Below are 22,839 nucleotides of genomic sequence, written 5' to 3' on the forward strand. Positions count from 1 at the left end.
ACCATGATCGCTATTGGTTCAACACTAGCGATTGAAAATACTTATCAAGTTCGACAATCATCGCACCCATTTTTGGGCGGTCAGGTTGAACGACCGAAGTAACCCCATGATCATAGAGGGCTCTGGCGGTTACTTTCCCGACAGCTACAGTCTGGACGTGATGATTAAAAGCTTCCAAGACATATGGAAACCTGTTTGTTTGATAAAATAAATTTTTAACCTGCGTTTTGCTTGTGAAAACCACCGCATCCAGTTGATCGTTTGTTATACGTTGTGTTAAGTCTTCCACGATCTCAGGATCAGGCGGTAGAAATTTGTAAGGGTTAGCTTTGTAAACACTGTAACCTTTCTTCTCTAATTTACTTACCAATAACTCTTCATCTTCATTGTAGGTCTGGAGAAAGATTGATTTTTTCTGTGTTTGATCTACGTCCGGGATCTGACTGAATAGATTTTCCATCGTTCCGTCTGCAGATAGGACATCAGGGAATAAATGATGGGCTTTTAACCAGTCTTTCGTTTTGGAGCCACGAATAGCAAGAAAGTCTTTTTCCAACTTCTGAATAAACCGGTCGCCCTCACCTGCTTTTATCGCGGCGTCCCCCAGTGTCCGAGCCCCAATTCCTGTCGTTAAAATAACCTGGCTGAACGATTGGCGAATGTAGTCTCCCACATGACGGCGGGATGCTTTTTCATCCAGCAGCTGCTTCCCTTGCAGTGGAAAAACATATGGTATCCCACCCATGTTTGTAATTAAGCGTTCAATCGCATCCGAACGGCGGTCAGCCGCTATACCAACCTTTTTTCCTTTTAATCCCGACAAATGCTTCCTCCTCCTTTTTTATGTATTTCTTCCTTGAGGATCAACTGTTGTTCCCGTTCTAAATAAGAAGGATCCAGCATTTTTTCCAGATACATGTCTTTTTCCGCTCTTGATATAGGAGAGGCCTTTACTATTTGCCTGCACTCATATAAGAAATTCATATAATCCTTATAGGCAGGCGGGAACTGTCCTTCCCATTCTTCACGCAGCCTGCGGGCGAACTTAGGGCTTGCCCCTTGAGTGGTAACAGAGATGTTTAGTTTTCCTCTGGAAAATTGCGCTGGAATATGAAGGTTTCCACCCTTTCCACCATCCGCCCTGTTCACAAGAGGCACGTCATCCGCAAGCTTTGCAATCGTGTCATTCGTCACATAGTCATTTGTCGCAATGACTACAAGGAATGCGCCGATCACATCACCACTTTCAAAATGGCGATTCACCCACTGTATTTCGTTCTTCTTGATCATCCCTTTCAGTCTGGTTGTGACTGCAGGACTGACAACTGTGATCCTTGCCTCTTCCCGCTGTAAAACCTCCGCCCTTTTCTCAGCTGTTTTTCCTCCTCCAATGATGATGACATCCCTTTGTTTCAAGTCCACGGAAAGTGAAATCACCTCACCCCCTCCTCCTCTTCCATCCCTTTTCTTAATGCCTGGTTGACTCGATCAACCAGGGAGTGGATCATATTGGGATGGTCATTTAAATAGGAAGCGAGATAAACAGAGTCTCCGTTGTCTCTAGCATCCCGTACACTTTTTTCCAAAGAGTCAAAGAGGAGGCCGGTGAACCACAAATAAGGGACGACAATCGTTTTAGAATAATTCCTTAGTGATTCTTCAAACGCATCTTTAAATTGCGGGGAAAGAGCAGCCAGGTAGCATGTCTGGATATGTGGGATCGAACCCTTTTCTTTCAACGCCCCGGCAATGTATTCAATGGATGTTTTTGTAGCGGGATGCCTGCTCCCTCTTCCTACAAGTAATACATTGGTTGTTTCATCAGGTTCAGCAGGGAGTTCTTTCAGACGATCCACCAGAACATCCGTGATTCGTTCCTGCACCCCAAGCGTTTGACCATACGTGATCGATATGTCTGGATAAATCACTTTCGCCTTCACAATTTCACTGGGAATATCCTTGAAATAATGTCCGGCACTCAAGAGCAGTACAGGGATGACGACGACCTTATCAGCCCCTTTTTCCACAAGTCGGCGGATGCCTTCCAACACATCCGGATCGGCCAATTCAAGAAAACAAATATGAAAAAGTTCGCAGTCAATCCTTCGCTGAACTTGGGTCAATAGGCGAATGGCTTCCTCTTTCGCTTGCGTTTTTCTACTGCCATGACTGACATATAAAACGGCTTTCATAGTACCCCCACTTTCACACAATGCCTGTGGCCATTTCTTTAAGGTTTTCTTCCAGGGAAGACTCAAACCATTTCAAACGTTCTCGTAACCGAACTACATCACCTACGATGATCATCGCGGGATTCTCAATAGTGTTTGATTTTTCTACGATGTCTTCGATTGTCCCAGTCACTGTTTTTTGCCCTTCTGTTGTGCCCCATTGAACCAAAGCTACAGGTGTATGAAGAGGTCTTCCATATTTCAAGAGTCGTTCACATATGTGAGGCAGCTTCTTTACTCCCATATAAATGCACAAGGTATCCATACTTTTTACGACTCGCTCCCAATACGCTTCTTCATCACTGTCTTTTTTATGGACACCTGAAATGAAAGCAACCGATGAACTGTATTCCCTGTGGGTCACAGGAATCCCTGCATAAGCAGGTGCTGCAATGCCTGAAGTGATTCCGGGCACGATTTCATAGGAAATGCTTCTTTTAGCGAGTGCTTCTGCTTCTTCTCCTCCACGCCCGAATACGAATGGGTCTCCCCCTTTCAAGCGGGTAACCACTTTTCCTTTTAGTGCATGTTTACACAAGAGATGATTGATTGTCGTTTGACTAAGGGCATGATGGTCCGGACGTTTGCCACAAAAAATAAGTTCTGCGCCTTCCTTCGCTTCATCCAGAAGCTCTTGATTGATCAATCGATCATATAGAATGACGTCTGCTTTTTGTATGGCTTTCAACCCTTTCACTGTAATAAGGTCGTAATCTCCCGGTCCCGCTCCCACAATATACACGTTTGTCATCTTCCGGCCCCTTTCACTTCACCCAATTTTTATCTTGCAAAAACCTGAGTACTTGTTTTGCACAGTTTTCAGCATCATACGTTTTCGAATCGAGCAAAAGTTCCGGTTGAAGCGGTTTTTCATAAGGAGCATCAATGCCTGTAAATCCTTTGATCTCTCCGTTTCTAGCTTTCTTATAAAGGCCCTTGGGATCTCGGTTTTCACACTCTTCCAAAGGACAGTCGACAAGAATTTCAATAAAATCCCCAGACGGAACAGAAGCCCTTACCAGGTCACGGTCTTTTTGATAAGGAGAAATGAAAGCAGTCAAAACGATGGTGCCACTATCGGCAAAGAGTTTCGCTACCTCCCCAATCCGTCTGATGTTCTCCTCCCTGTCTGCTTCTGAAAACCCGAGGTCTGAGTTCAATCCATGTCTCACATTATCCCCGTCAAGCAAATAGGTTTGGATCCCTTTTTCATACAAAGCTTTATTCAAATGATTGGCAATGCTTGATTTCCCTGAGCCCGAAAGGCCTGTAAACCAGAGTACTCCGCTTTGATGCCCATTTTTCCTGCGATAATCTTCGCTGCCAATGGATGCCTCATGCCAGGTAAGATTTTTACTCATTATTTTCACCCTTTCTATTCCACGGTTTCTTTCTGCATTCCTTTGATTAGTACGTCCACCACTTCAGGGCGGCTGAACGTTTTTGGCGGCTTTTCCCCTTTACGGAGCAATTCTCTCACTTTCGTCCCAGACAAAATCATGTGATGTTGTTTGTCATGCGGGCAGGTTTTATGTGAAGCCATCGATTCGCAGGCGTTGCAATAAAAGCTGTGTTCAAAGAAAAGTGGTGTGATGCCAAGTTCTCCATTTTCATAGTGGCTGAAGATTTTCTGAGCATCGTAAGTTCCATAATAATCCCCTACACCAGCGTGATCACGGCCGACAATGAAGTGAGAACACCCGAAATTCTTCCTGACGATGGCATGAAAGATGGCCTCCCGAGGGCCTGCATACCGCATCGCCGCGTTGAAAACAGCCAAGGTGACTCTTTCTTTTGGATAGTATTGATCAAGAAGGACTTGATAGCTCTTCATCCGGACATCACTCGGAATGTCATCGCTTTTCGTTTCACCCACCAATGGATTTAAGAACAATCCGTCCACCGTCTCCAGCGCAGCTTTTTGGATGTATTCGTGTGCTCTATGGACAGGATTCCGTGTTTGGAAGCCAACAACTTTTTTCCACCCAAGTTTTTGAAAAAGCTCTCTTGTTTCTTCCGGATCCAGATAGAATGTTTTTTCATGTTCGTAAGGAGGTCTTTGAAATACCTCGATTTCGCCTGCTGCATACCAATCTGCCCGTTTGTATAATTTGTTCACGCCAGGGTGCGCAGAATCTGTCGTTAAGTATACGCTTTGAGCTTCTTTTTCCTTATCCGGTTTAAACCGACCCGTTATGTTGATCGTCCCATACACGATACCGTCCTTGACCAACCGGGCTTTGTTTCCAAGCGTGCGTGCTTGTGCTGCTGTGATCGGGAGGGTAATAGGTATACTCCATGGGGTGCCATCCTTCAATCTCATCGTATCGACAACAGATTCATAGTCTTCCTTGTTCAAAAATCCTTTTAAAGGACTATAAGCACCGTTTGCAATTAATCCGACATCACTTAGGGCCATGGAATCAAGCTCGATGATATCTTCCGGCCACTCCTCTGGTTTCGTTTCCTTCCACCTGTTAACAAGTACACCACCGTGCGGGGTTATCATTGACATAATAATTCCTCCTTCATGAATGTTCCTCTCCCAAAGATTCCGTCGTGTGTAACCCACATTCAGATTTATTGAACCCTTTCCATCTTCCCGTCCTCCCATCATCGTCAGCAGGGGCGGTACATGGGATGCACCCCACACTCGGATAGTTTTGATCATGTAATTCATTGTAATCCAACCTATTTAATCGGATATATTGCCATACGTCTGCCCATGACCAGTGAATCAAGGGGCATACTTTGATGGATTTGAATCTCTCATCCTTATTTATAAAATTCGTTTTCTGACGACTGGGGGACTGTTCACGTCTGAGCCCAGACATCCATGCCGTTCTTCCCCTGAGGGCATCTTCGAGCGGTTTAATTTTACGAATGTAACAACATTGGTCAGGATTCCGTTTCCAAAGGGCGGAACCGTACTGCCCGGCTTGTTCTTCCAGCGTAATTTCAGGTTTTTTCATCCTTATGTTTAACTTCGGATACCTTTTTTTCACTTTTTCTATCAGTTGATAAGTTTCTTGAAAATGGAGATCTGTATCTAGGAAGACAACTTCAGCATCTGGTTTCTCCTTGGAAATCAAATCGATGAGAACGATCCCTTCTGCTCCGAAACTGCAGGCATACACAAGATCCTCATATTGAGTATAGGCCCAACGAATGACCTCCTCCGCTCCTTTCGTATCGTCGTCTTTCGGTTGATCACCTTTAAATGGATTTTCAAAAGATTGGTAGGTAACAGATGGTTGTTTCATTTCCTCCTCCTTTCTAAAAAGAAAAAATGCCTTTCTCCGCGATAAGAAGAAAGGCATTTACGAATAAACGTAAACTACATTCTCCTTATCTTCTCAAGTGCTTAACACTTGCTGGAATTGGCACAGTACCTGTATAGATCCGTTGCCGAGGCTTCAAAGGGCCAGTCCCTCCACCTCTCTAGATAAGAAAAGGTATGAAATTTTCTGAAAAACAAGTTGATACAAATCATATGCTCCATATCCTCATATGTCAATGCCTTTTCAGGAAAATCAAAAAAATTCTGATTTTTTATACTATATGATTGACAAACAAAACCATGTCCGTTAGTTTTAGAATTATTCTTCAATTACACATACAATCCTTATGAAGAGTCGGGGGAGGAACCTGGTCTGACGATCCCGCAGCAACCTGGAAAAGGTGCTCATTCCAGCAGCCAAAAGGCTGAAAGATAAGGTGTGGGTACTCCTCCTTCTTTCAGATGGGGGAGTTTTATTTTTTTGATTATAAAACCAAGTAAATACATAGGAATAATAAAATATCTTCAAAACATGGATTGATTAAAAGGAGTGGTGTATTTTGCATAAATTGACGATTTTTGCTTTTATTGGTTTTATAGCCCAATTAATGGATGGAGCACTTGGCATGGGTTTTGGACTCAGCTCATCAACCATCCTCCTATCGTACGGCCTTGCTCCTGCTGTAGCCTCGGCTTCTATTCATATGTCGCAGATTGCCACAACGGCTGTTTCGGGATTTTCCCACTATAAGTTTGGCAATATCGACAAACGACTTGTCATGTCGATCGCAATTCCTGGAGCCATCAGTGCCTTTTTAGGAGCAGCATTTTTAAGCTATATCCCAGGAGAATTCATAAGACCGTACATATCCATATTCCTACTCACACTAGGGGGTTATATCGTAGTTCGTTTTCTATGCTTCTCGAAAAAAACTCACGTTAAAGAAAAGAAGGCAGTAAACAAACGTTTCCTCTTGCCACTTGGAATAGCAGGAGGCTTTTTGGATAGCGTCGGCGGGGGAGGATGGGGACCGGTGAATACTCCCGCGCTTCTTTCTCAATCGGGAATCGCTCCTAGAAAAGTTATAGGAACGGTGGACACGAGCGAATTTCTGGTAACGATTTCTGCAACGGCTGGTTTCTTAATCTTTTTAGGGCACCATTCATTCAGCTGGCTGCTCATTGCCTCGTTCGTTATTGGTGGTGTTATAGCTGCACCCATTGCCGCCTGGCTTGTCAAAATCCTCCCTTCTGCTATTCTTGGAGTATTAGCTGGAGGTTTTATTATCCTTACCAATGCAAGGACTTTACTATCTTCTATCCAAGTCAGTAATTCGACTTTAACATTTGTCTACACTTCACTGATCTCCGGCTATCTCTTAGTTATCTTTGTATCAATAAGAAATCACCTTCGAGTCAAAGTGGTTCAAAAGCAAGCATAAAAAAACGCAGCTCCTGGAGCTGCGTTTCTGAACGACTTATTCTATTGAGAAGATATAGGAATATATCGGCTGTCCACCGTTGTGGATCTCCACTTCCAAATCTTCGTATGTTTCTTCAATGAATGACTCAAGTTCTGCAATCTCTTTTTCGTCGGCCTCTTCACCAGTTAAGATGGTCAGAATTTCATCTTCATCCTCATCGATCATTTGGTTCAACAGCGTTTTAGCCGTCGTCAACGCATTTTTGTCTGTGGATGAGATTTTACCATCGGCAATTCCCATGAAATGGCCTTTGGAAATATCCAACCCATCAATTTGCGTATCTCTGACGGCATACGTAATTTGTCCTGTTTTCACTTCAGACATAAGGCTGAGCATTTCTTCTTTATTTCCATCCAGATCTGCTTCCGGATTGAAGCCAAGAAGTGCGCTCATTCCTTGAGGAATGGTTTTTGATGGAATGACAGCAACCTCTACATCCGCTAATTCTGCCGCTTGTTCAGCAGCCATGACGATATTCTTGTTATTCGGCAAGATGAGTACACGTTTCGCATGTGCTTCTTTAATCGCTTCCGAAAGATCTTGAGTACTTGGGTTCATGGTTTGACCGCCTTGAATGACAACAGTAGCTCCAAGACTCTCAAACAATTTCTTGATTCCGTCTCCCATGCTTACCGTGACGATTCCGTACTCTGCTTTTTCCTCTGATTTGGGCTTGGCTTTCTTTTTGTCACCAACGATCGACGTATGCTGCTCACGCATATTCTCGATCTTCATATTGACAAGACTACCGTATCTTTGCCCCAAGGTCATGGCTTCACCTGGGTATTCCACGTGTACATGGACTTTGATCAAGTCTTCATCAGAGACGACAAGCAGAGAATCTCCCATTTCACTAAGCTCATTTCGAAAAGCTTCTTCATCATATGGGTGTTCAGCAAGTTTATCTTCCTCAAATTTAACCATGAATTCTGTACAATAGCCAAATTCTATATCTTCTGTATTCATGAAGTCCTGATTTAACTTGTGGTGCTCAGCGCTGACCATGTCATCCATCGATACAGTATCTTCAAGATCAGGAAGTTCTTCTCCTTTTAAGTTGGATAGGAAACCTTCATAAATCGTGACAAGGCCCTGTCCACCACTATCCACCACGCCTACTTCCTTCAATACTGGAAGCAGTTCAGGCGTGTGCTTCAATGATTTCTTCGCTGCTTGAACGACTGCTTCAATAAACGGAATGAAGTCTTCCTCTTTTTCAGCTATCTCGACAGAAGCTTCGGCTGTTTCTCTTGCTACAGTAAGAATGGTTCCTTCCACAGGTTTCATGACAGCTTTATATGCTGTATTGGCTCCGCCTTGAAGAGCGTCTGAAAAGTCTTTGGTTGTTATGACTTCTTTGTCTTCAATTGTCTTTGAAAAACCTCGGAAAATTTGAGATAGAATAACACCTGAGTTTCCACGCGCTCCCATCAAGAGACCTTTGGATAAAGACTGGGCAACTGTTCCTACATGATTCTTATCCACGTTCCGTACTTCTTCTGCTCCAGAAGTCATGGACAGATTCATATTCGTCCCCGTATCTCCATCCGGTACAGGGAAAACATTCAAAGCATCAATCATTTGTGAGTTCTGCTTTAAATGATGAGCTCCTTGCAAGATCATTTCGGCAAGCGTCTTGCCGTCTAACTTTTGTAACGTCACACTTACTTCCTCCTTTGACTACAACCGCGATCTATTCTGTTGTCACACGAACTCCCTGAATGAAAATATTCACAGAATCCACGGACAAACCAACTGTTTTGTTTAGTGTGTATTTTACTTGTGATTGGACATTATTAGCGACTTCGGATATCTTCGTGCCGTAGCTCACGATAATGAACATATCTATATGGAGGCGATCTTCATCCTGTCTGACAACGACGCCTCTGGAAAAATTCTCTTTGCGGAGCATTTCAGATAAACCGTCACGGATCTGATTTTTAGATGCCATACCCACGATGCCGTAGCACTCGACAGCGGCTCCTCCAGCAATCGTTGAAATGACTTCATTGCTAATAGTAATATGACCATATTGGTTATTTAAATCAACAGACATAATAGATCCTCCTTTATTATCCTCATCAATCCTACCCTATTATAACACAAAAAAGCGAAATGAATTTCTGTTCAATAGTAAGAAAATGACCTGGATATCCCTATTATACTGTGTAACAATTCAGTAGTTCTGTCAAGAAAAAATTCTTGATATAATTCTGACTAGATTATTGCAAACACGTTTTCTATATGATAAAGTTACTAAGTATCTGATGATTTATGTATGTAACAGGAGGGATTTTCATGGCACGCAGAAGTGTTCTATCTGGTAAAGGTACACGCTCAGGTAACCACCGTTCACACGCGATGAACGCTAATAAACGTAAATTTAAAGCTAATGTTCAAAAAGTTCGCATCCTTGTGGATGGCAAGCCTCAAAAAGTTTACGTAACAGCACGTGAACTTAAGTCCGGCAAAGTACAACGTGTATAATTGCTGAGACAGAGCTTACGGGCTCATAAAAAAAGCACCCTTCCCGGGTGCTTTTTTTATTTGTCTAACGATAAGTAAACGGGCACTTGTCATGCTCTCCGGAGCTCAGCCCATGTGTACTCCGGAGTTCTCCATTTTGATTTGGTCCTAATCTTTTTTAAATGTACTTATGACTGCGCGCACTAAACCCCCGACGAACCGTGGGAGTTTGATGGTATAAAATTTCAAAAGAGCCCCCTCCTCCTATATGAACTAATGCGAACTCCCTTATTACCCTCAAGTAGGCAAGTCTGTACTTCTTATTACTAAGAGTATGCCTGACTCAAATGAAAAAGTACCTGTATCTTCAATCAGTCGATTCGAGATGCACAAGGTAGATCCAAATGGCAGATGAGCTTGATCCAAAGGATAGTAGAATCCTTTGAGCGTAATCTTCGTCACTTCAAGTGTGACCGGTAAGAAAGAAACATACGGGTAAAATTCATCCGCTTCTATCTTATGCTCACCAGCGGGGACTAATTCCACACGATTCTGGCGATCAATGATCGTACTCTTTGTATTCTCTTTCATGAGAGGGTAAAGGAGTTGCATGTTCGCCTGAGAATGATCGATTCGACCACCGGTCACTCCGAATAATAGAATATGCCCTGGACTTAAACGGAGTGCTTCATTTATTGCTAATTCCAAGTCTGTTTCATCTTTTTCGTCTGGATAAACTAGGACTCGTTTGGATCTCTTCTTTATTTCAGCCAGAGACCGTTCAGATACGGAGTCAAAATCTCCGATAGCAATGTCAGGCTCTACCCCCTGTTCAACAAGGACTTCTGCACCTTGATCAGCCCCGATCCAAATGCATTCTTCACATGCATATTCTTTTACATCCGGTATGTAAGACTTCGGCCCACCACCGACAACAATAACTCTCTTCATATCCATAACATCCTTCCTATGCCTTTCACCATAAAAAACATTCCTTCTCTATTCAAGATAAGCCCCGATTGTGGAAGACTCAGTTTCGAAATGTTCCTGGGTTCGTTACCTGGGTTGAGTGTCAGGGGTGGCTGGGAAGCTACTCGCTTTCCTGTGGGGGAGTGGCAAGCTTCCTCGGACTGCGTCCTGCGGGATCTCGCCTATCTCCTTTCTCCCACGGGAGTCTCGCAGCTTCCCAACCACCCCATTCATTGTATGTAAGAAACGAACCCCTTCAACAAGTTGGATCGTCTTCCACTATCCCAATGTTAGAGGCAAAAAGCGCTCTACATCAAGCTTTCATGCTCAAAATGAACACTGGGGATAGGTTATATTACTCGATTCACGGGAGCATATAAGCCGAGTTGCCAAGAAGTGGTTTCGAGAAACTGATATAGCCCAAGGGGCTAAGGGGAATGGCGAGACTCCTGCGGGAACAGAGTGCTTGATGAGATCCCACAGGACGCAGTCCGAAGAGGCTCGCCGCGCTCATGCGGAAAGCGAGTTATTCCCCGCAGCCCCATCCACTCAATAAAAGTCTCGAAACTGAGTCTTACACAATCCTCCCATATTTTACAATAGGACGCTTTCTCCTATTGTAAAATGTAACTTATTTTTGTATGGGATGCCAATCAAAAAAGGAATGAAAAAGCTCAAAGGATGGGATCCTTTGAGCTTTTTCATCATTTTGTTGATTTTCTGATTTCTTCGATCGCTTTTTTGCGATCTTCTTGATTAAATATGGCACTGCCGGCGACGAGTACATCAGCTCCAGCGTCAGTACAAAGTTTTGCCGTTCCCACTTTCACTCCGCCATCGATTTCAATCTCGAAGGATAGTCCTTCTTCTTCGCGCCACTGGGAGATTTGTTCGATTTTCGGTACGACGGAATGGATGAACGATTGACCTCCAAATCCTGGGTTGACCGTCATTAAGAGGACAAGATCGACATCTTGGAGAATCGGCCGAATCGATTCTGCTGGAGTAGCCGGGTTGATGACGACTCCTGCTTTTACCCCATGGCTTTTGATCAATTGAATCGTCCTATGGAGGTGAGGACACGCTTCCTGATGAACAGTGATGATATCAGATCCTGCTTTGGCAAAAGCTTCGATGTAATGATCGGGATTTTCAATCATCAAATGGACATCAAGGGGCAAATCGGTGACCGGACGGATGTGATCAACGATTAACGGACCGATTGTAATATTGGGAACAAAATGTCCGTCCATGACGTCGACGTGGATATAATCCGCTCCTCCACGTTCAACATCCTTGATTTCTTCTCCAAGTTTCGAAAAATCAGAAGCTAGAATAGATGGTGCAATTTTTGTCATGATTAATACCTCGGCTTTCTATTCTGTATTTCATTTAAAAATTGTAAGTAATGCTCGTAGCGCTGATTGGAAATCTCTCCGTTTTCTACGGCTGATTTGACCGCGCATTTCGGTTCTTTATGGTGCAGACAACCTCGGAATTTACAGTCATTCTGTACCTCAACGAACTCAGGGAAACACTCGGGTAGTTGATCAAGTTCCAACTCCCCGAATTCCAATGAACTGAAGCCAGGGGTATCCGCTACAAGACCGCCCGCGATCTCATAAAGTTCTACATGGCGTGTCGTATGTTTCCCCCGGCCTAAACTCTCAGAGATTTCATCCGTATCAATGGAAAGTCTAGGATCGATAGAATTAAGGAGCGACGATTTACCGACGCCGGACTGGCCAGCGATCACCGTTGTGCGGCCGGCCAGATGAGATTGGATTTGGTCCATGGATTCCGTATCGTCTACGGCAGATAAAATGACAGGATAGCCGATTTTTTCATACAGCGATTGGTAGCTTTCCATCTCTTTCATTTGTTGTTCATCTAGTTGATCCACCTTGGAAATGACAATAAAAGGCTCTATCCTCTTCTCTTCCACAAGGACGAGGAAGCGATCCAGTAACAATGCATTGAAATCGGGGTGAACGGCAGAAGTAACGATTAACGCCTGATCAACATTTGAAATCGGAGGCCTTACCAACTCATTCTTTCTATTTTCGATGGATAAGATATATCCTTCTTCCTTATTATCCGCCTTGAATTCTACGAGATCACCCACTAAAGGAGTGACTTTCTTTTTGCGGAAGTTCCCACGACCCCGACATTGGTAGACCTCTCCTTCACTAAGGACATAATAAAAACCACTCAATGATTTAATGATTTTTCCTGCTGGCATTTTTTCACCTCTTAATACGGTACTTCCACTTCATCTTGGAAGACTTCTCCATCTCTCATTACCCGGTAGGTGGCTACTTCTCCCGGCTCAATCGTTAAGGTAATTTCAAAAGTCTTCGTCTCGGTGATCGTTTCATTGATCACAGGTGTACTTCCGTCTCGATTTGCATCGTTCACATAAATCAATACTTCCTGACCCTCGGGTTCTGCCTGTTCTCCTTCTTGCTCCCCATCCCCTTGTCCTTCTTCCTCATTGATCTCTGGTTCATAAGGAACTTCAATAGAAACGGTCTCATCTCTAGGAGGTTTTGGCTCAGCTCCCTTAGAAATAACTAAGTTTACGGTAGATTCTTGCTCTACCTCCGTTTCAGCACCTGGATCTTGACTAATCACATATCCTTCCCTTACCTCATCAGAATATTGACGGGTCACTTCAACGTTTAAGTTGTTTCTATCTAAGTAATCTGTCGCAAACTTCTCATTTGCATCCACTAAACTCGCAAGTTGCACTGTAGCAACTCCAGAACTTACACGAAAGGTCACTGTCGTCTCATCTGGAATGACACTTGTCCCAGGGCTTGGACTCACATGAGCAATAATTTCTCCTGCTGGTTGTTCCTCACTTGTCTGTTCAATTAAATCGATTCCACTGTACCCCTTACTTTCCAACTCTTCTTTTACTTGTTCGTAATCCTCGCCCGTGTAATCCGGGAAATCCACCCGCTCTTTTCCGTTGCTGAGATAAACGGTAATCTCTGAACCTTCTTTTACTGTCATTCCTGCTTCAGGATCCGTTTCGATGACATCGCCCTCTTCCACCTCATCAGAAAAACGGGTTTCTCTTGTCACACTAAGGTTCAAGTCACTGAGTTCACTATAAGCCGTTTCATACTCTTCTCCTGCAAGGTCAGGAATTTCCACATCGGCTGGCTGAATGATCCCGGGAATCGTGAATAATGCCACTAGTCCCCCGATCAATAGCAATAAAATAACAGAAAGGATCCACGGCCATGCTTTCCGCTTCTTCTTTTGCTTTTTGTCAGCACTCGGTGTATCTGCAGGAGTTGTTTCTTTATAAGTTTTTGTCGGTGATGCCGGAGCTGGAGTGACAGGGTTATGATCACTGGTATTAATAATCGTATCTTCATTCGGAGAATCCCCATAGGCTTCATTTGTAATGACAGGGATGGCTTTTGTTTTTTCTTCATCATCATCATCCGGTAATGTGAACACAGGTTCATCTGCCCGATAAGGCTCGAGGGAGGTTTCAATCTCATGTTCCATTTCCAATACCGATTCATACCGGTGAAAAGGATCTTTGGCCGTCGATTTCAAAACGATATTTTCGACACTTTGAGGCAGGTCCGCATTCCACCTTTTCAAAGAAGGCGTTTCATGCTGAAGATGCTTCAAAGCGATCGAGACGGGAGATTCCCCTGAAAAAGGAAGCCTTCCCGTCAGTAATTCGAAAAAAACAATGCCGAGTGAATAGACGTCGGATTTTTTTGTCGCCATCCCGCCCCGCGCTTGTTCCGGAGACAAATAATGAACAGAACCAAGCACAGAGTTGGTCTGAGTCAACGCAGTCGCACTGAGAGCCATGGCAATGCCGAAATCCGTCACTTTCACATGACCGTAATGATCAATGAGTATATTTTGAGGTTTGATATCCCTATGAACGATTCCATTGTCATGCGCGTGCGCAATCGCTGATGCAATCTGTTTCATAATATCCACCGCTTCAGACACATCGATCGGGCTGTGCTGTTGAATATACTGCTTTAACGTCATCCCATCGACGTACTCCATCACCATAAAATAAATGTCGTCTTCTTCTCCAACATCATAAATGTTGACGATATTCGGATGAGATAGACTCGTAGCTGATTGGGCTTCTCTATGAAAGCGGGCAATAAACTCTTCATCATTCCCATGTTCCAGCCGCAATACTTTAATGGCGACATCCCTGTCTAGAATCGTATCGTAGGCAAGGTAGACGTTCGCCATACCGCCGCCACCGATCATCTCTTGCACACGATAACGGTCATTAAGGAGACGGTTATTCAACATTATTCCGCACCTTCTTTCTGGTCGGAAGAAGGATGATGGTGCACGACTGCAAGCGTAATGTTATCTTCCCCTCCACGCTCATTCGCTAGGTTGATCATCTGCTGCGTAAACGACGACCATTCCCCTTCAAATGTTTTCAATTCACTTAATTCTTCATCGCTAACCTTATTTGTTAACCCGTCTGTGCATAAGAGGAGCCGGTCATCTTCTTCGAATTCCATCGTTTTCACATCGGCTGTCAAATCAAATTCTGTCCCAAGCGCTTTTAATAATACGTTTTTACGGGGATGATGCTCCGCCTGCTCTTCTGTAATCTGACCGGAACGTACCAGTTCATTCACGAGGGAATGATCCTCTGTAATCATTTTGAACCCATAAGCATTAGCAAAATAACAGCGGCTGTCTCCAATGTGACCGATGGTTGCAAATTCTCCTGTACACAAAGCCACAACGACGGTCGTACCCATTCCTGCACATTCTTCATTGTCATTAGCATAAGATTTAATTTCATTGTTTGCCGAGCGGACCGCTTCTTTGATCCATTTTTCCGCTTCACCAGGAGTCTCAATGAGCTTGGCTTCCTGCCATTTTTTATGTAAGTGTGAGGTCGTCATCTGGCTGGCTACATCACCGGCCTGATGCCCGCCCATTCCGTCGGCTACGATGGCAAGGACCTGGCCTGCATCGTTTTTGAAAACCCCGCCGGCATCCTCGTTATGAATTCTGACTTTCCCCTGATCTGTCTCGTAATAACCTATCATGGTCTCACCTGCCTCATATTTATAACTTTGATCAAACATGGGTGTTGATTCTTAGGTGGTGTTCCTATTTATGCCTTGAGGGAAGGAATCAAAGCTTCCTTCCCAAGGCTTTATTATCCATTTCTAAGGTATCTCACTTCTTTCGCAATCGGGTCAAGAAGAATCCATCCGTATCCCATTCCTGAGGGAAAAGCTGCAGGCCTGTTTCGGAAAGGCCCTGGGATTCTTTAAGGGCTGATGGAAGCTCCTTGAAAAAGGCTGGATCTACTTCAAAGTCGGGATGCTCGTTTAAGAAGTGCTGGACGGCTTCCTCATTTTCATGACGGTCAACCGTACAAGTACTGTAGACGAGTTTCCCACCCTCCTTTAGAAGTGGGGCAACTTCTCTTAATAAGTCATCCTGAATGTTTCTTAAGGAGAATATATCTTCTTCTTTTTTATGGTATTTGATGTCCGGTTTTCCTCGCAATACTCCAAGCCCGGAACACGGCGCATCCAGTAAAATACGATCAAACGTTTCTGCTGCATGTTTTTCACTCAGTTTCCTTGAGTCTGCCTGACCTGCAGTAATCGACGTTAGTTGAAGCTGTTCAGCCTTTTTGCTTACGAGCTTCGCCTTCTTTTCGTGAAGGTCATAAGCAACGACTTCTCCTTCATCTTCCATCTTTTCAGCGATATGCGTCGTTTTACCTCCAGGGGCGCTGCAGGCATCCAGCACCGTCAATCCTCTTTCAAGATCCATCATTTCAGCTACAAGCATGGAACTCTGGTCTTGTACTGTCACATATCCTTCTTGGAAAAGGGAATGGGAGAGAATCGCTCCTTCAAGTACAAGGAAGCCTTGAGGGGAAAGCATGCTCTCTTCCACTTTGAATCCATCCTCCTGCAGCTGCCTCATTGCCTCTTCACGTGAGATTCTGAGCGGCTGGACTCTCAGCGACATAGGAAGGTGTTGATTGTTCGCTTCACACATCGCTTTTGTCTTTTCAAAACCGTATTGTTCGACCCAGCGGTTCACAAGCCATTGAGGATGACTGGTTTCAGTCGCCATTCGCTCCACAGGGTCTTCAATTTCATCCAGGCTCTGGACTCCTTTGCGCTGGACGTTCCGAAGCACTCCGTTCATAAATGAAGAAATCCCTTTATGGCCACGCTTCTTGGAGATTTCCACGGCTTCATGGATGATGGCGTGATCCGGCACTCTTTCAAGAAAGATCATCTGGTAAACAGACATATAAAGCAGCCAACGGACCCATGGCTTTATTTTCTTCTGTTTGGCAATATAAGGCTGGATGGAATAATGGATCAAATCCCTGCGTTGAAGGGTTCCGTATACGATTTCAGTTAACAGTGCACCATCCTGGCGGGAAAGTTTCTGCTTAGAAATTTCCCGGTCTAATAAAACGTGACTGAATCCGCCCTGTTCTCCAATTCTGGTAAGAAGATCAAGGGCAGACTCTCTTAATGCATACTTAGTCATTCGTCTCACCCAGACGTTCGCCGACCTGTAAGGACTGACCAGCTCCATTAATAAACGCCTGCCCATCCATCTTTTTCTTTCCAGAAGGTTGAAGGGAAACGACCTTTACGGCTTTGTTTCCTCCTGTTGTGACAAGAAAACCGTCTTCATCGATTCTTACAACTGTCCCAGGGGCTTCCTCAAAGGTATCTTCCACTTTTTCAATCCACCAGACTTTCATAGGCTTGCCGTTCCAATACGTGTAAGCGACGGGCCATGGATGAAGTCCACGTACATGATTATAGACCGTTTGCTGATCCTTGCCCCAATCGATAAGCTCCTGTTCCCTTTTAATATTGGAAGCGAAAGTGACTTTGGATTCATCCTGCTCTTCCGGCGTGATATCGCCGCTCAATAACTTCGGCATCGTGTCTGCCAGTAAGTCCGCTCCGGCAACAGAGAGTTTATCATGAAGCGTTCCTACATGATCATCGTCTTCGATCGGCACCGTCACTTTAGAAAGCATATCTCCTGCATCGAGACGTTTGACCATATACATGATGGTGACTCCTGTCTCTTTCTTTCCTTCAAGAATGCTGTAATGGATAGGTGCACCGCCTCGGAATTCAGGAAGTAAGGATGCATGGACATTAATACAGCCATGTTTCGGCTCTTTGAGTAAAGCTTCTGGTAAAATTTGTCCGAAGGCAGCGGTTACGATCAAGTCGGGATCGTAAGCAAGAACTTCTTGATATTCTTCTTTGATTTTTTCTGGTTGAAATACTGGGATCCCGTGTTTCTCCGCCGCTACTTTGACCGGAGGAGGGGTCATCGTTTTCTTTCTCCCTTTCGGTCGGTCCGGTTGTGTAATAACGAGGACAACCTCATACCCCTCTTCAATGATGCGGTCAAGGACAGGTACGGCGAAATCCGGTGTCCCCATAAATGCGATTCGTGTCATGACTTTGTTGCTCCCTTCTTGCTTACATCAGCTGATACGGTTGGAAATCCACCGTGATCTGCAAACCATTTTCTTGTTTCATTTCATCTTCGTAATAGTGCAATATCCGTTCAACGAACTTTCGCTGCTCAGGTTCCTTCTTGTATTTTATCATGCATTGATAGCGATATCTATTATTGATCCTGGTGAGCGCAGAAGGAGTAGGCCCGAGGACATACGATTGGTCGGAAAGCTTCTGCTGCATGAACATGGTGATTTTCTGTGTCACTTCCTGCACTTTCAGTTGGTTGGGGTGTGAAATTGTAAAAAGTGTCAAGAAAAAATATGGAGGATAGCGGAAAGCTTTCCTCAATTTCATCTCTTCATTGAAGAATTGTTCGTAATCATATTGGCTGGCTAGCTCAATACTGTAATGTTCCGGTGTATAGGTTTGGACGACGACTTCTCCGGGCTTCTCATGTCTGCCTGCCCTTCCGCTTACCTGGGTGATCAATTGGAACGTTTTTTCTGATGCACGGAAATCAGGCAGGTTAAGGAGGGCATCGGCGGCAAGAACCCCCACAAGGGTCACGTTTCCGAAGTCCAGACCTTTAGCGATCATCTGCGTGCCGAGCAGGATATCCGCTTGTCCTTCTCCGAACTTTTTAAGCAGGCGTTCGTGGGCACCTTTTCTTCTCGTTGTATCAACGTCCATGCGAATCACACGTGCTTCCGGGATCAACTCCTGAAGTGCCTCTTCCACTTTTTGTGTCCCTGTACCGAAATAGCGGATGGTTTTGCTCTCACATTCCGGACACTCCGACGGCATAGGTTCTTCATGGGAACAATAGTGGCATTTCAGACGATTCTGCCTTTTATGATACGTAAGTGCAATGTCACAGTGCGGGCACTCACTGACGTGACCGCAGTCCCTGCACATAACGAAGGTCGAATAGCCACGTCTATTGAGAAAAAGAACGACCTGCTCCCCTCGGGAAAGCCTTTCTTCGATCTTTTCCTTCAACGAGATGGAAAACATCGAGCGGTTTCCACTATGAAGTTCCTCTCTCATATCAACGAGATCCACCGTGGGCATGACCGCCTCATTCATACGCTTCTTCATCGTCAACAGCTGATAATTGCCTTTCACAGCTCTGGCGTAACTTTCGAGAGCTGGTGTAGCACTGCCTAAAACGACCGGACATTGATGGGTCTTTCCCCTTTCAATGGCGACATCTCTCGCATGATAACGTGTTCGATCTTCCTGCTTATAACTCGTTTCATGTTCTTCATCAATGATGATTAAGCCGATGTTTGTAAACGGAGCGAAGATGGCAGACCTTGCTCCGACCACGACCTGGACTTCCTTGCGCTGAATCTTCCGCCATTCATCGTATTTTTCCCCCGCCGACAAAGCACTGTGAAGGACGGCGACCTTTGAGCCGAATCTCCCTTTAAAGCGTTCAACCATTTGCGGAGTCAAAGCAATTTCCGGTACAAGCATGATGGCTTCCTCACCTTTATCAATCACTTCCTGTATGGACTGCAAATACACTTCGGTTTTCCCGCTTCCGGTCACTCCATGAAGAAGAAAAACATCATGTTTTTTTTCTTCGATGGTTTTAAGAATCGGCTGTATGGCTCTCTCCTGTTCTGATGTCAGAGGGAAAGGTTCCGTTCGATCAAAATCGCGATCACCATAAGGATCCCTGAAAACTTCCTGCTTGAATTCACGAATCACTCCTTGTTCGATCAGCGGCTTCAAAGAGGCAGGAGTTGTTGATAATAGCTCCAAAAGCTTCTTCTTCTGTAAGGCTTCTGGATATCCCAGGAAAAACTCGACAATCGTGCGTTGTTTTTTAGCTTGCGGTGAAAGATCTTCCAGCTTTTCCTCAAGCTCCATCGGATTCAGATGTGCCTCTACCATTGTCATTGTTTTTTTCGTTTCCCGACTTTTCACTTCATAATGAACATCAACTTCCCCATCATTCATGTGTTTACGGAGAGTGTGGTAGCCGATGCCCGATTGTTCAAACTCCTCAAAATCTACAACTGCACGCCCATCAAAAAATGCCTCCAGTTCAGAATCGAGCGGCTCTTCGGTGAGCTTCCATAGCTCTTTTCGATACTTGGCTTTCATGACTTGAGGGAGCATAACCTGTAGACAGGATATATAGTAGCTTAACGTATTTTTAGATAACCATTTCCCAAGATGAAGGAGTTCTTCGGTCAACGTTGGGATAACGTCAAGTACATCCGTAATTTTTTTTACAGAGGAAAATGAACTCGTTTCTGACAGAGAGATGACATACCCTAAGATCTTACGTGGTCCGAATGGGACGATGACCCGTACGCCTGGCTGTACTATTCCTTCGAACTTTTCTGGTATTTCATAGTCGAAGGGGCGGTTTGTATTTTGTGAGGGTACATCGACAATGACGTTCGCAATCAAAGGTTTTCACTCTCCATCTCACCACTAGCCATGAGGAGAATATTCTCAGCGAGGTCCTCTTTGCTCATCAAAGGGTATGCCACTTCTTCTCCTTTTTTGGTAATAAACAGGGAGGCATTGGTATCTGTGCCAAACCCTGCCCCCTCTTCAGAAACGTTATTGATGACAATAGCATCGAGGTTCTTTTTCTCCAGCTTCTGTCTGCCATACTGCTCCACATCTGTCGTTTCTGCAGCAAATCCAACTAAGTACTGGTGTTCTTTTCGTTCTCCGAGTTCCATTAATATATCTTTCGTCCGTTCCATCTCGACCACATAATCCCCTGGCTTTTTCTTCATCTTTTGATCGTACGTTACTCTCGGACGGTAATCAGCTACAGCCGCCGATTTGATGACAAGGTCCTGATCAGGGTAAGCTTTCAGAACTTCCTCATACATTTCCTTTGCGGTCGTAATTTGGATGACATTTACCCCCACGGGAGGATCTAGAGCCACTTGTCCAGAAACGAGCGTCACTTCAGCACCAAGCTGCTTGGCTTTTTTTGCTAAAGCATATCCCATTTTGCCTGTCGATGGATTGGTGAAGAAACGCACCGGGTCGATCTGCTCGCGTGTAGGACCGGCTGTTACCAGTACTTTTTTACCTTTGAGAGGTTGCGAACGTTGATACTCTTTCTCAAGCACACCGACGATCGTTTCAGGCTCCTCTAAACGTCCTTTTCCTACATAACCACAGGCAAGATAACCTTCGCCGGGCTCTATGAAGCGAAAGCCCCACTCATCAAGCTGTTTCAAATTCTTCATCACAGCCGGATGACTGTACATATGGACATTCATTGCAGGAGCAATATAAACAGGTGCCTCGGTCGCAAGTAAGGTTGTCGAGAGCATGTCATCGGCCAGACCGTTCGCAAGTTTTCCAATCACATTTGCAGTCGCGGGAGCGATTAAAAAGAGGTCCGCCCAGTCAGCGACATCAATATGCTGGATTTGAGAAGAATCTTGTTCATCGAAGGTATCGGTATAAACAGGCTGTCTGGATAATGCTTGAAAAGTAGTCGGAGCGACAAATTTTTGAGCGCTGTTTGTCATGATTACTTTAACAACCGCCCCTGCCTGTACAAGTTTGCTTGTTAAAGCGGCTGCTTTGTAGGCGGCGATTCCGCCTGATACTCCTAAGACGATCTTTTTTCCATTCAACATCTGAGAGACCCCTTTACTTGAAAAATGTTGTCACTAAAACACGTAGGAAAAGCCGCGCTGATTCAATGAAGAAGCGCGGCTTTTCCTACGTCGTTTCGATGTTCTTATGTGGTTTCTGTTCGTTCCTGGATTTCATCCGCTTCAATATAGTTCAATTTGCCATCGCGGATTTCTTCAAGCGCCACACCAACTTGCTGGTGGGATGTCGGATTATCGATCATCGGCGCACTTCCTTGTTTCAATTCACGCGCACGTCTTGCAGATAGCGTAACAAGCGTATATTTGGATTTGATCTGTTTCTGTAGGGAATCAATGGACGGTTCTAACATCATGATTATTCATCCTCCAATGCTTTTTTATATTGATGGGCGACACGTTCACGTTTGCAATGTTCACTGGCAACGATTGATTTTACTTTCGTGACAGCATTGTCAATCTGATCGTTCACGACGACATAATCATACGCATCCATCATATCAATTTCTTCTTTTGCTGCTTTCAGGCGGTTTTTCACTTTATCTTCCGTTTCTGTGCCACGATTGACAATCCTGTCTTTCAATTCTTCCAAAGAAGGTGGAATTAAAAAGACGAACACGCCTTCAGGGAAGTTTTCCCTTACTTTGAGCGCTCCCTGAACTTCAATTTCCAAAAAGACATCTTTGCCTTCGTTCAAAGTCTGCTCCACGTATTGACGGGGGGTTCCATAATAGTTTCCCACATATTCTGCATGTTCAATCAATTGGCCTTCACTGATTAATTTCTCAAACTCATCTCTAGATTTGAAGAAGTAATCGACGCCGTCCACTTCGCCTTCCCGTGGATCACGAGTCGTCATGGAAATGGAATAGCGCAAATCTGTGGATTGTTCGAATAATGCCTTACGTACCGTACCTTTCCCGACACCTGATGGGCCGGAAAGGATGAATAAAATACCTTTCTGATCAATCACTGCAAATAGTCCTCCTAGTTTTCATCTGAGATCTCGTCGTTACTGATGACACGCTGCCCGACGGTTTCCGGCTGGACGGCTGAAAGGACGACATGATCACTATCTGTAATGATGACCGCACGCGTACGGCGGCCATATGTAGCATCTACTAATTTATTATTGTCACGAGCGACCGTGATGATACGTTTGATCGGAGCGGATTCAGGCGAAACAATAGAAATAATACGATTCGCAGATACGACGTTTCCAAAACCGATATTAATTAATTTCAAGCTCAAAGCTGACTCCTCCTTCTTCTGACCAAGCACTTTCATGACTACCTCTATTATATGAAA

The 22,839-nt window shown here is 44.5% G+C and carries 24 protein-coding genes and 2 riboswitches; of the genes, 2 read left to right on the forward strand and 22 right to left on the reverse strand.

The annotated features are described in order from the left end of the window. Positions 1–10: 10 nt before the first annotated feature. From ACQ4XT_RS16440 to ACQ4XT_RS16470, 7 genes are read right to left on the reverse strand one after another with little or no spacing between them, the layout of a single operon-like run. Positions 11–823, reverse strand: a complete 813-nt coding sequence (locus tag ACQ4XT_RS16440) for a uroporphyrinogen-III synthase (protein WP_446854603.1) — start codon at positions 821–823, stop codon at positions 11–13. Continuing rightward, positions 811–1,422, reverse strand: a complete 612-nt coding sequence (locus ACQ4XT_RS16445) for a siroheme synthase domain-containing protein (protein ID WP_446854604.1) — start codon at positions 1,420–1,422, stop codon at positions 811–813. The genes ACQ4XT_RS16440 and ACQ4XT_RS16445 overlap by 13 nt, the downstream gene beginning before the upstream one ends. 11 nt (positions 1,423–1,433) lie before the next feature. Then, positions 1,434–2,192: a sirohydrochlorin chelatase gene (locus ACQ4XT_RS16450; protein ID WP_446854605.1), complete on the reverse strand. Its 759-nt coding sequence runs from the start codon at positions 2,190–2,192 to the stop codon at positions 1,434–1,436. A 13-nt stretch (positions 2,193–2,205) separates the two neighbouring features. Then, positions 2,206–2,982 carry a uroporphyrinogen-III C-methyltransferase gene (gene cobA, locus ACQ4XT_RS16455; protein WP_446854606.1) on the reverse strand — a complete coding sequence of 259 codons (777 nt, stop codon included), beginning with the start codon at positions 2,980–2,982 and terminating at the stop codon, positions 2,206–2,208. A gap of 13 nt (positions 2,983–2,995) precedes the next feature. Continuing rightward, positions 2,996–3,592: an adenylyl-sulfate kinase gene (cysC, locus tag ACQ4XT_RS16460; protein ID WP_446854607.1), complete on the reverse strand. Its 597-nt coding sequence runs from the start codon at positions 3,590–3,592 to the stop codon at positions 2,996–2,998. Positions 3,593–3,606: 14 nt separating this feature from the next. Then, positions 3,607–4,746, reverse strand: a complete 1,140-nt coding sequence (gene sat / locus ACQ4XT_RS16465) for a sulfate adenylyltransferase (protein WP_446854608.1) — start codon at positions 4,744–4,746, stop codon at positions 3,607–3,609. A 13-nt stretch (positions 4,747–4,759) separates the two neighbouring features. Further along, positions 4,760–5,494, reverse strand: coding sequence for a phosphoadenylyl-sulfate reductase (locus tag ACQ4XT_RS16470; RefSeq protein ID WP_446854609.1), 735 nt, complete (start codon positions 5,492–5,494; stop codon positions 4,760–4,762). An 82-nt stretch (positions 5,495–5,576) separates the two neighbouring features. Beyond that, positions 5,577–5,683: riboswitch (SAM riboswitch) on the reverse strand. Positions 5,684–5,853: 170 nt separating this feature from the next. Further along, a riboswitch (SAM riboswitch) is annotated at positions 5,854–5,950 on the forward strand. Positions 5,951–6,071: 121 nt separating this feature from the next. Here ACQ4XT_RS16470 and ACQ4XT_RS16475 point away from each other — a divergent pair. Next, complete coding sequence (locus ACQ4XT_RS16475) at positions 6,072–6,953, forward strand: sulfite exporter TauE/SafE family protein (RefSeq protein ID WP_446854610.1); 882 nt, start codon at positions 6,072–6,074, stop codon at positions 6,951–6,953. 36 nt (positions 6,954–6,989) lie between these two features. Here ACQ4XT_RS16475 and fakA read toward each other — a convergent pair whose 3' ends face one another. Then, positions 6,990–8,657 (reverse strand): fatty acid kinase ATP-binding subunit FakA, encoded by a 1,668-nt coding sequence (gene fakA / locus ACQ4XT_RS16480; protein WP_446854611.1) that lies wholly within the window; start codon positions 8,655–8,657, stop codon positions 6,990–6,992. Positions 8,658–8,688: 31 nt separating this feature from the next. Beyond that, positions 8,689–9,051, reverse strand: coding sequence for an Asp23/Gls24 family envelope stress response protein (locus ACQ4XT_RS16485; RefSeq protein WP_226589270.1), 363 nt, complete (start codon positions 9,049–9,051; stop codon positions 8,689–8,691). Positions 9,052–9,293: 242 nt separating this feature from the next. On the opposite strand from ACQ4XT_RS16485, the gene rpmB reads away from it, so the two are divergent. Beyond that, on the forward strand, positions 9,294–9,482 hold the full coding sequence (gene rpmB, locus ACQ4XT_RS16490; RefSeq protein WP_035505437.1) for a 50S ribosomal protein L28: 189 nt from the start codon (positions 9,294–9,296) through the stop codon (positions 9,480–9,482). Between the two features lie 147 nt (positions 9,483–9,629). Here rpmB and spoVM read toward each other — a convergent pair whose 3' ends face one another. The 13 genes from spoVM to remA all read right to left on the reverse strand — a co-directional run bounded on the left by spoVM (position 9,630) and on the right by remA (position 22,782). Continuing rightward, positions 9,630–9,710 (reverse strand): stage V sporulation protein SpoVM, encoded by an 81-nt coding sequence (gene spoVM / locus ACQ4XT_RS16495; protein WP_035505439.1) that lies wholly within the window; start codon positions 9,708–9,710, stop codon positions 9,630–9,632. Between the two features lie 48 nt (positions 9,711–9,758). Then, positions 9,759–10,412 (reverse strand): thiamine diphosphokinase, encoded by a 654-nt coding sequence (locus tag ACQ4XT_RS16500; protein ID WP_446854612.1) that lies wholly within the window; start codon positions 10,410–10,412, stop codon positions 9,759–9,761. A gap of 722 nt (positions 10,413–11,134) precedes the next feature. Further along, positions 11,135–11,788: a ribulose-phosphate 3-epimerase gene (rpe, locus tag ACQ4XT_RS16505; protein ID WP_446854613.1), complete on the reverse strand. Its 654-nt coding sequence runs from the start codon at positions 11,786–11,788 to the stop codon at positions 11,135–11,137. Positions 11,789–11,790: 2 nt separating this feature from the next. Then, positions 11,791–12,672, reverse strand: a complete 882-nt coding sequence (gene rsgA / locus ACQ4XT_RS16510) for a ribosome small subunit-dependent GTPase A (RefSeq protein ID WP_446854614.1) — start codon at positions 12,670–12,672, stop codon at positions 11,791–11,793. 11 nt (positions 12,673–12,683) lie between these two features. Then, positions 12,684–14,741 (reverse strand): Stk1 family PASTA domain-containing Ser/Thr kinase, encoded by a 2,058-nt coding sequence (gene pknB, locus ACQ4XT_RS16515; protein WP_446854615.1) that lies wholly within the window; start codon positions 14,739–14,741, stop codon positions 12,684–12,686. Continuing rightward, positions 14,741–15,502 carry a Stp1/IreP family PP2C-type Ser/Thr phosphatase gene (locus tag ACQ4XT_RS16520; RefSeq protein WP_446854616.1) on the reverse strand — a complete coding sequence of 254 codons (762 nt, stop codon included), beginning with the start codon at positions 15,500–15,502 and terminating at the stop codon, positions 14,741–14,743. Before ACQ4XT_RS16520 ends, pknB begins: the two co-directional genes overlap by 1 nt. 133 nt (positions 15,503–15,635) lie before the next feature. Next, positions 15,636–16,982: a 16S rRNA (cytosine(967)-C(5))-methyltransferase RsmB gene (gene rsmB, locus ACQ4XT_RS16525; RefSeq protein ID WP_446855716.1), complete on the reverse strand. Its 1,347-nt coding sequence runs from the start codon at positions 16,980–16,982 to the stop codon at positions 15,636–15,638. Then, the gene (gene fmt / locus ACQ4XT_RS16530) at positions 16,975–17,922 is read right to left on the reverse strand and encodes a methionyl-tRNA formyltransferase (protein ID WP_446854617.1); all 948 of its coding nucleotides are present in this window, start codon (positions 17,920–17,922) and stop codon (positions 16,975–16,977) included. Before fmt ends, rsmB begins: the two co-directional genes overlap by 8 nt. Before the next feature lie 22 nt (positions 17,923–17,944). Beyond that, on the reverse strand, positions 17,945–20,353 hold the full coding sequence (gene priA, locus ACQ4XT_RS16535; RefSeq protein ID WP_446854618.1) for a primosomal protein N': 2,409 nt from the start codon (positions 20,351–20,353) through the stop codon (positions 17,945–17,947). Then, positions 20,350–21,555, reverse strand: coding sequence for a bifunctional phosphopantothenoylcysteine decarboxylase/phosphopantothenate--cysteine ligase CoaBC (coaBC, locus tag ACQ4XT_RS16540; protein ID WP_446854619.1), 1,206 nt, complete (start codon positions 21,553–21,555; stop codon positions 20,350–20,352). Before coaBC ends, priA begins: the two co-directional genes overlap by 4 nt. A 104-nt stretch (positions 21,556–21,659) precedes the next feature. Continuing rightward, the gene (rpoZ, locus tag ACQ4XT_RS16545) at positions 21,660–21,887 is read right to left on the reverse strand and encodes a DNA-directed RNA polymerase subunit omega (protein WP_220583293.1); all 228 of its coding nucleotides are present in this window, start codon (positions 21,885–21,887) and stop codon (positions 21,660–21,662) included. A gap of 2 nt (positions 21,888–21,889) precedes the next feature. Next, positions 21,890–22,504: a guanylate kinase gene (gene gmk / locus ACQ4XT_RS16550; protein WP_089654637.1), complete on the reverse strand. Its 615-nt coding sequence runs from the start codon at positions 22,502–22,504 to the stop codon at positions 21,890–21,892. Between the two features lie 14 nt (positions 22,505–22,518). After that, positions 22,519–22,782: an extracellular matrix/biofilm regulator RemA gene (gene remA, locus ACQ4XT_RS16555; protein ID WP_027954142.1), complete on the reverse strand. Its 264-nt coding sequence runs from the start codon at positions 22,780–22,782 to the stop codon at positions 22,519–22,521. Between the last annotated feature and the right edge of the window lie 57 nt (positions 22,783–22,839).

The organism is Halobacillus sp. 12SKB (assembly GCF_052941655.1).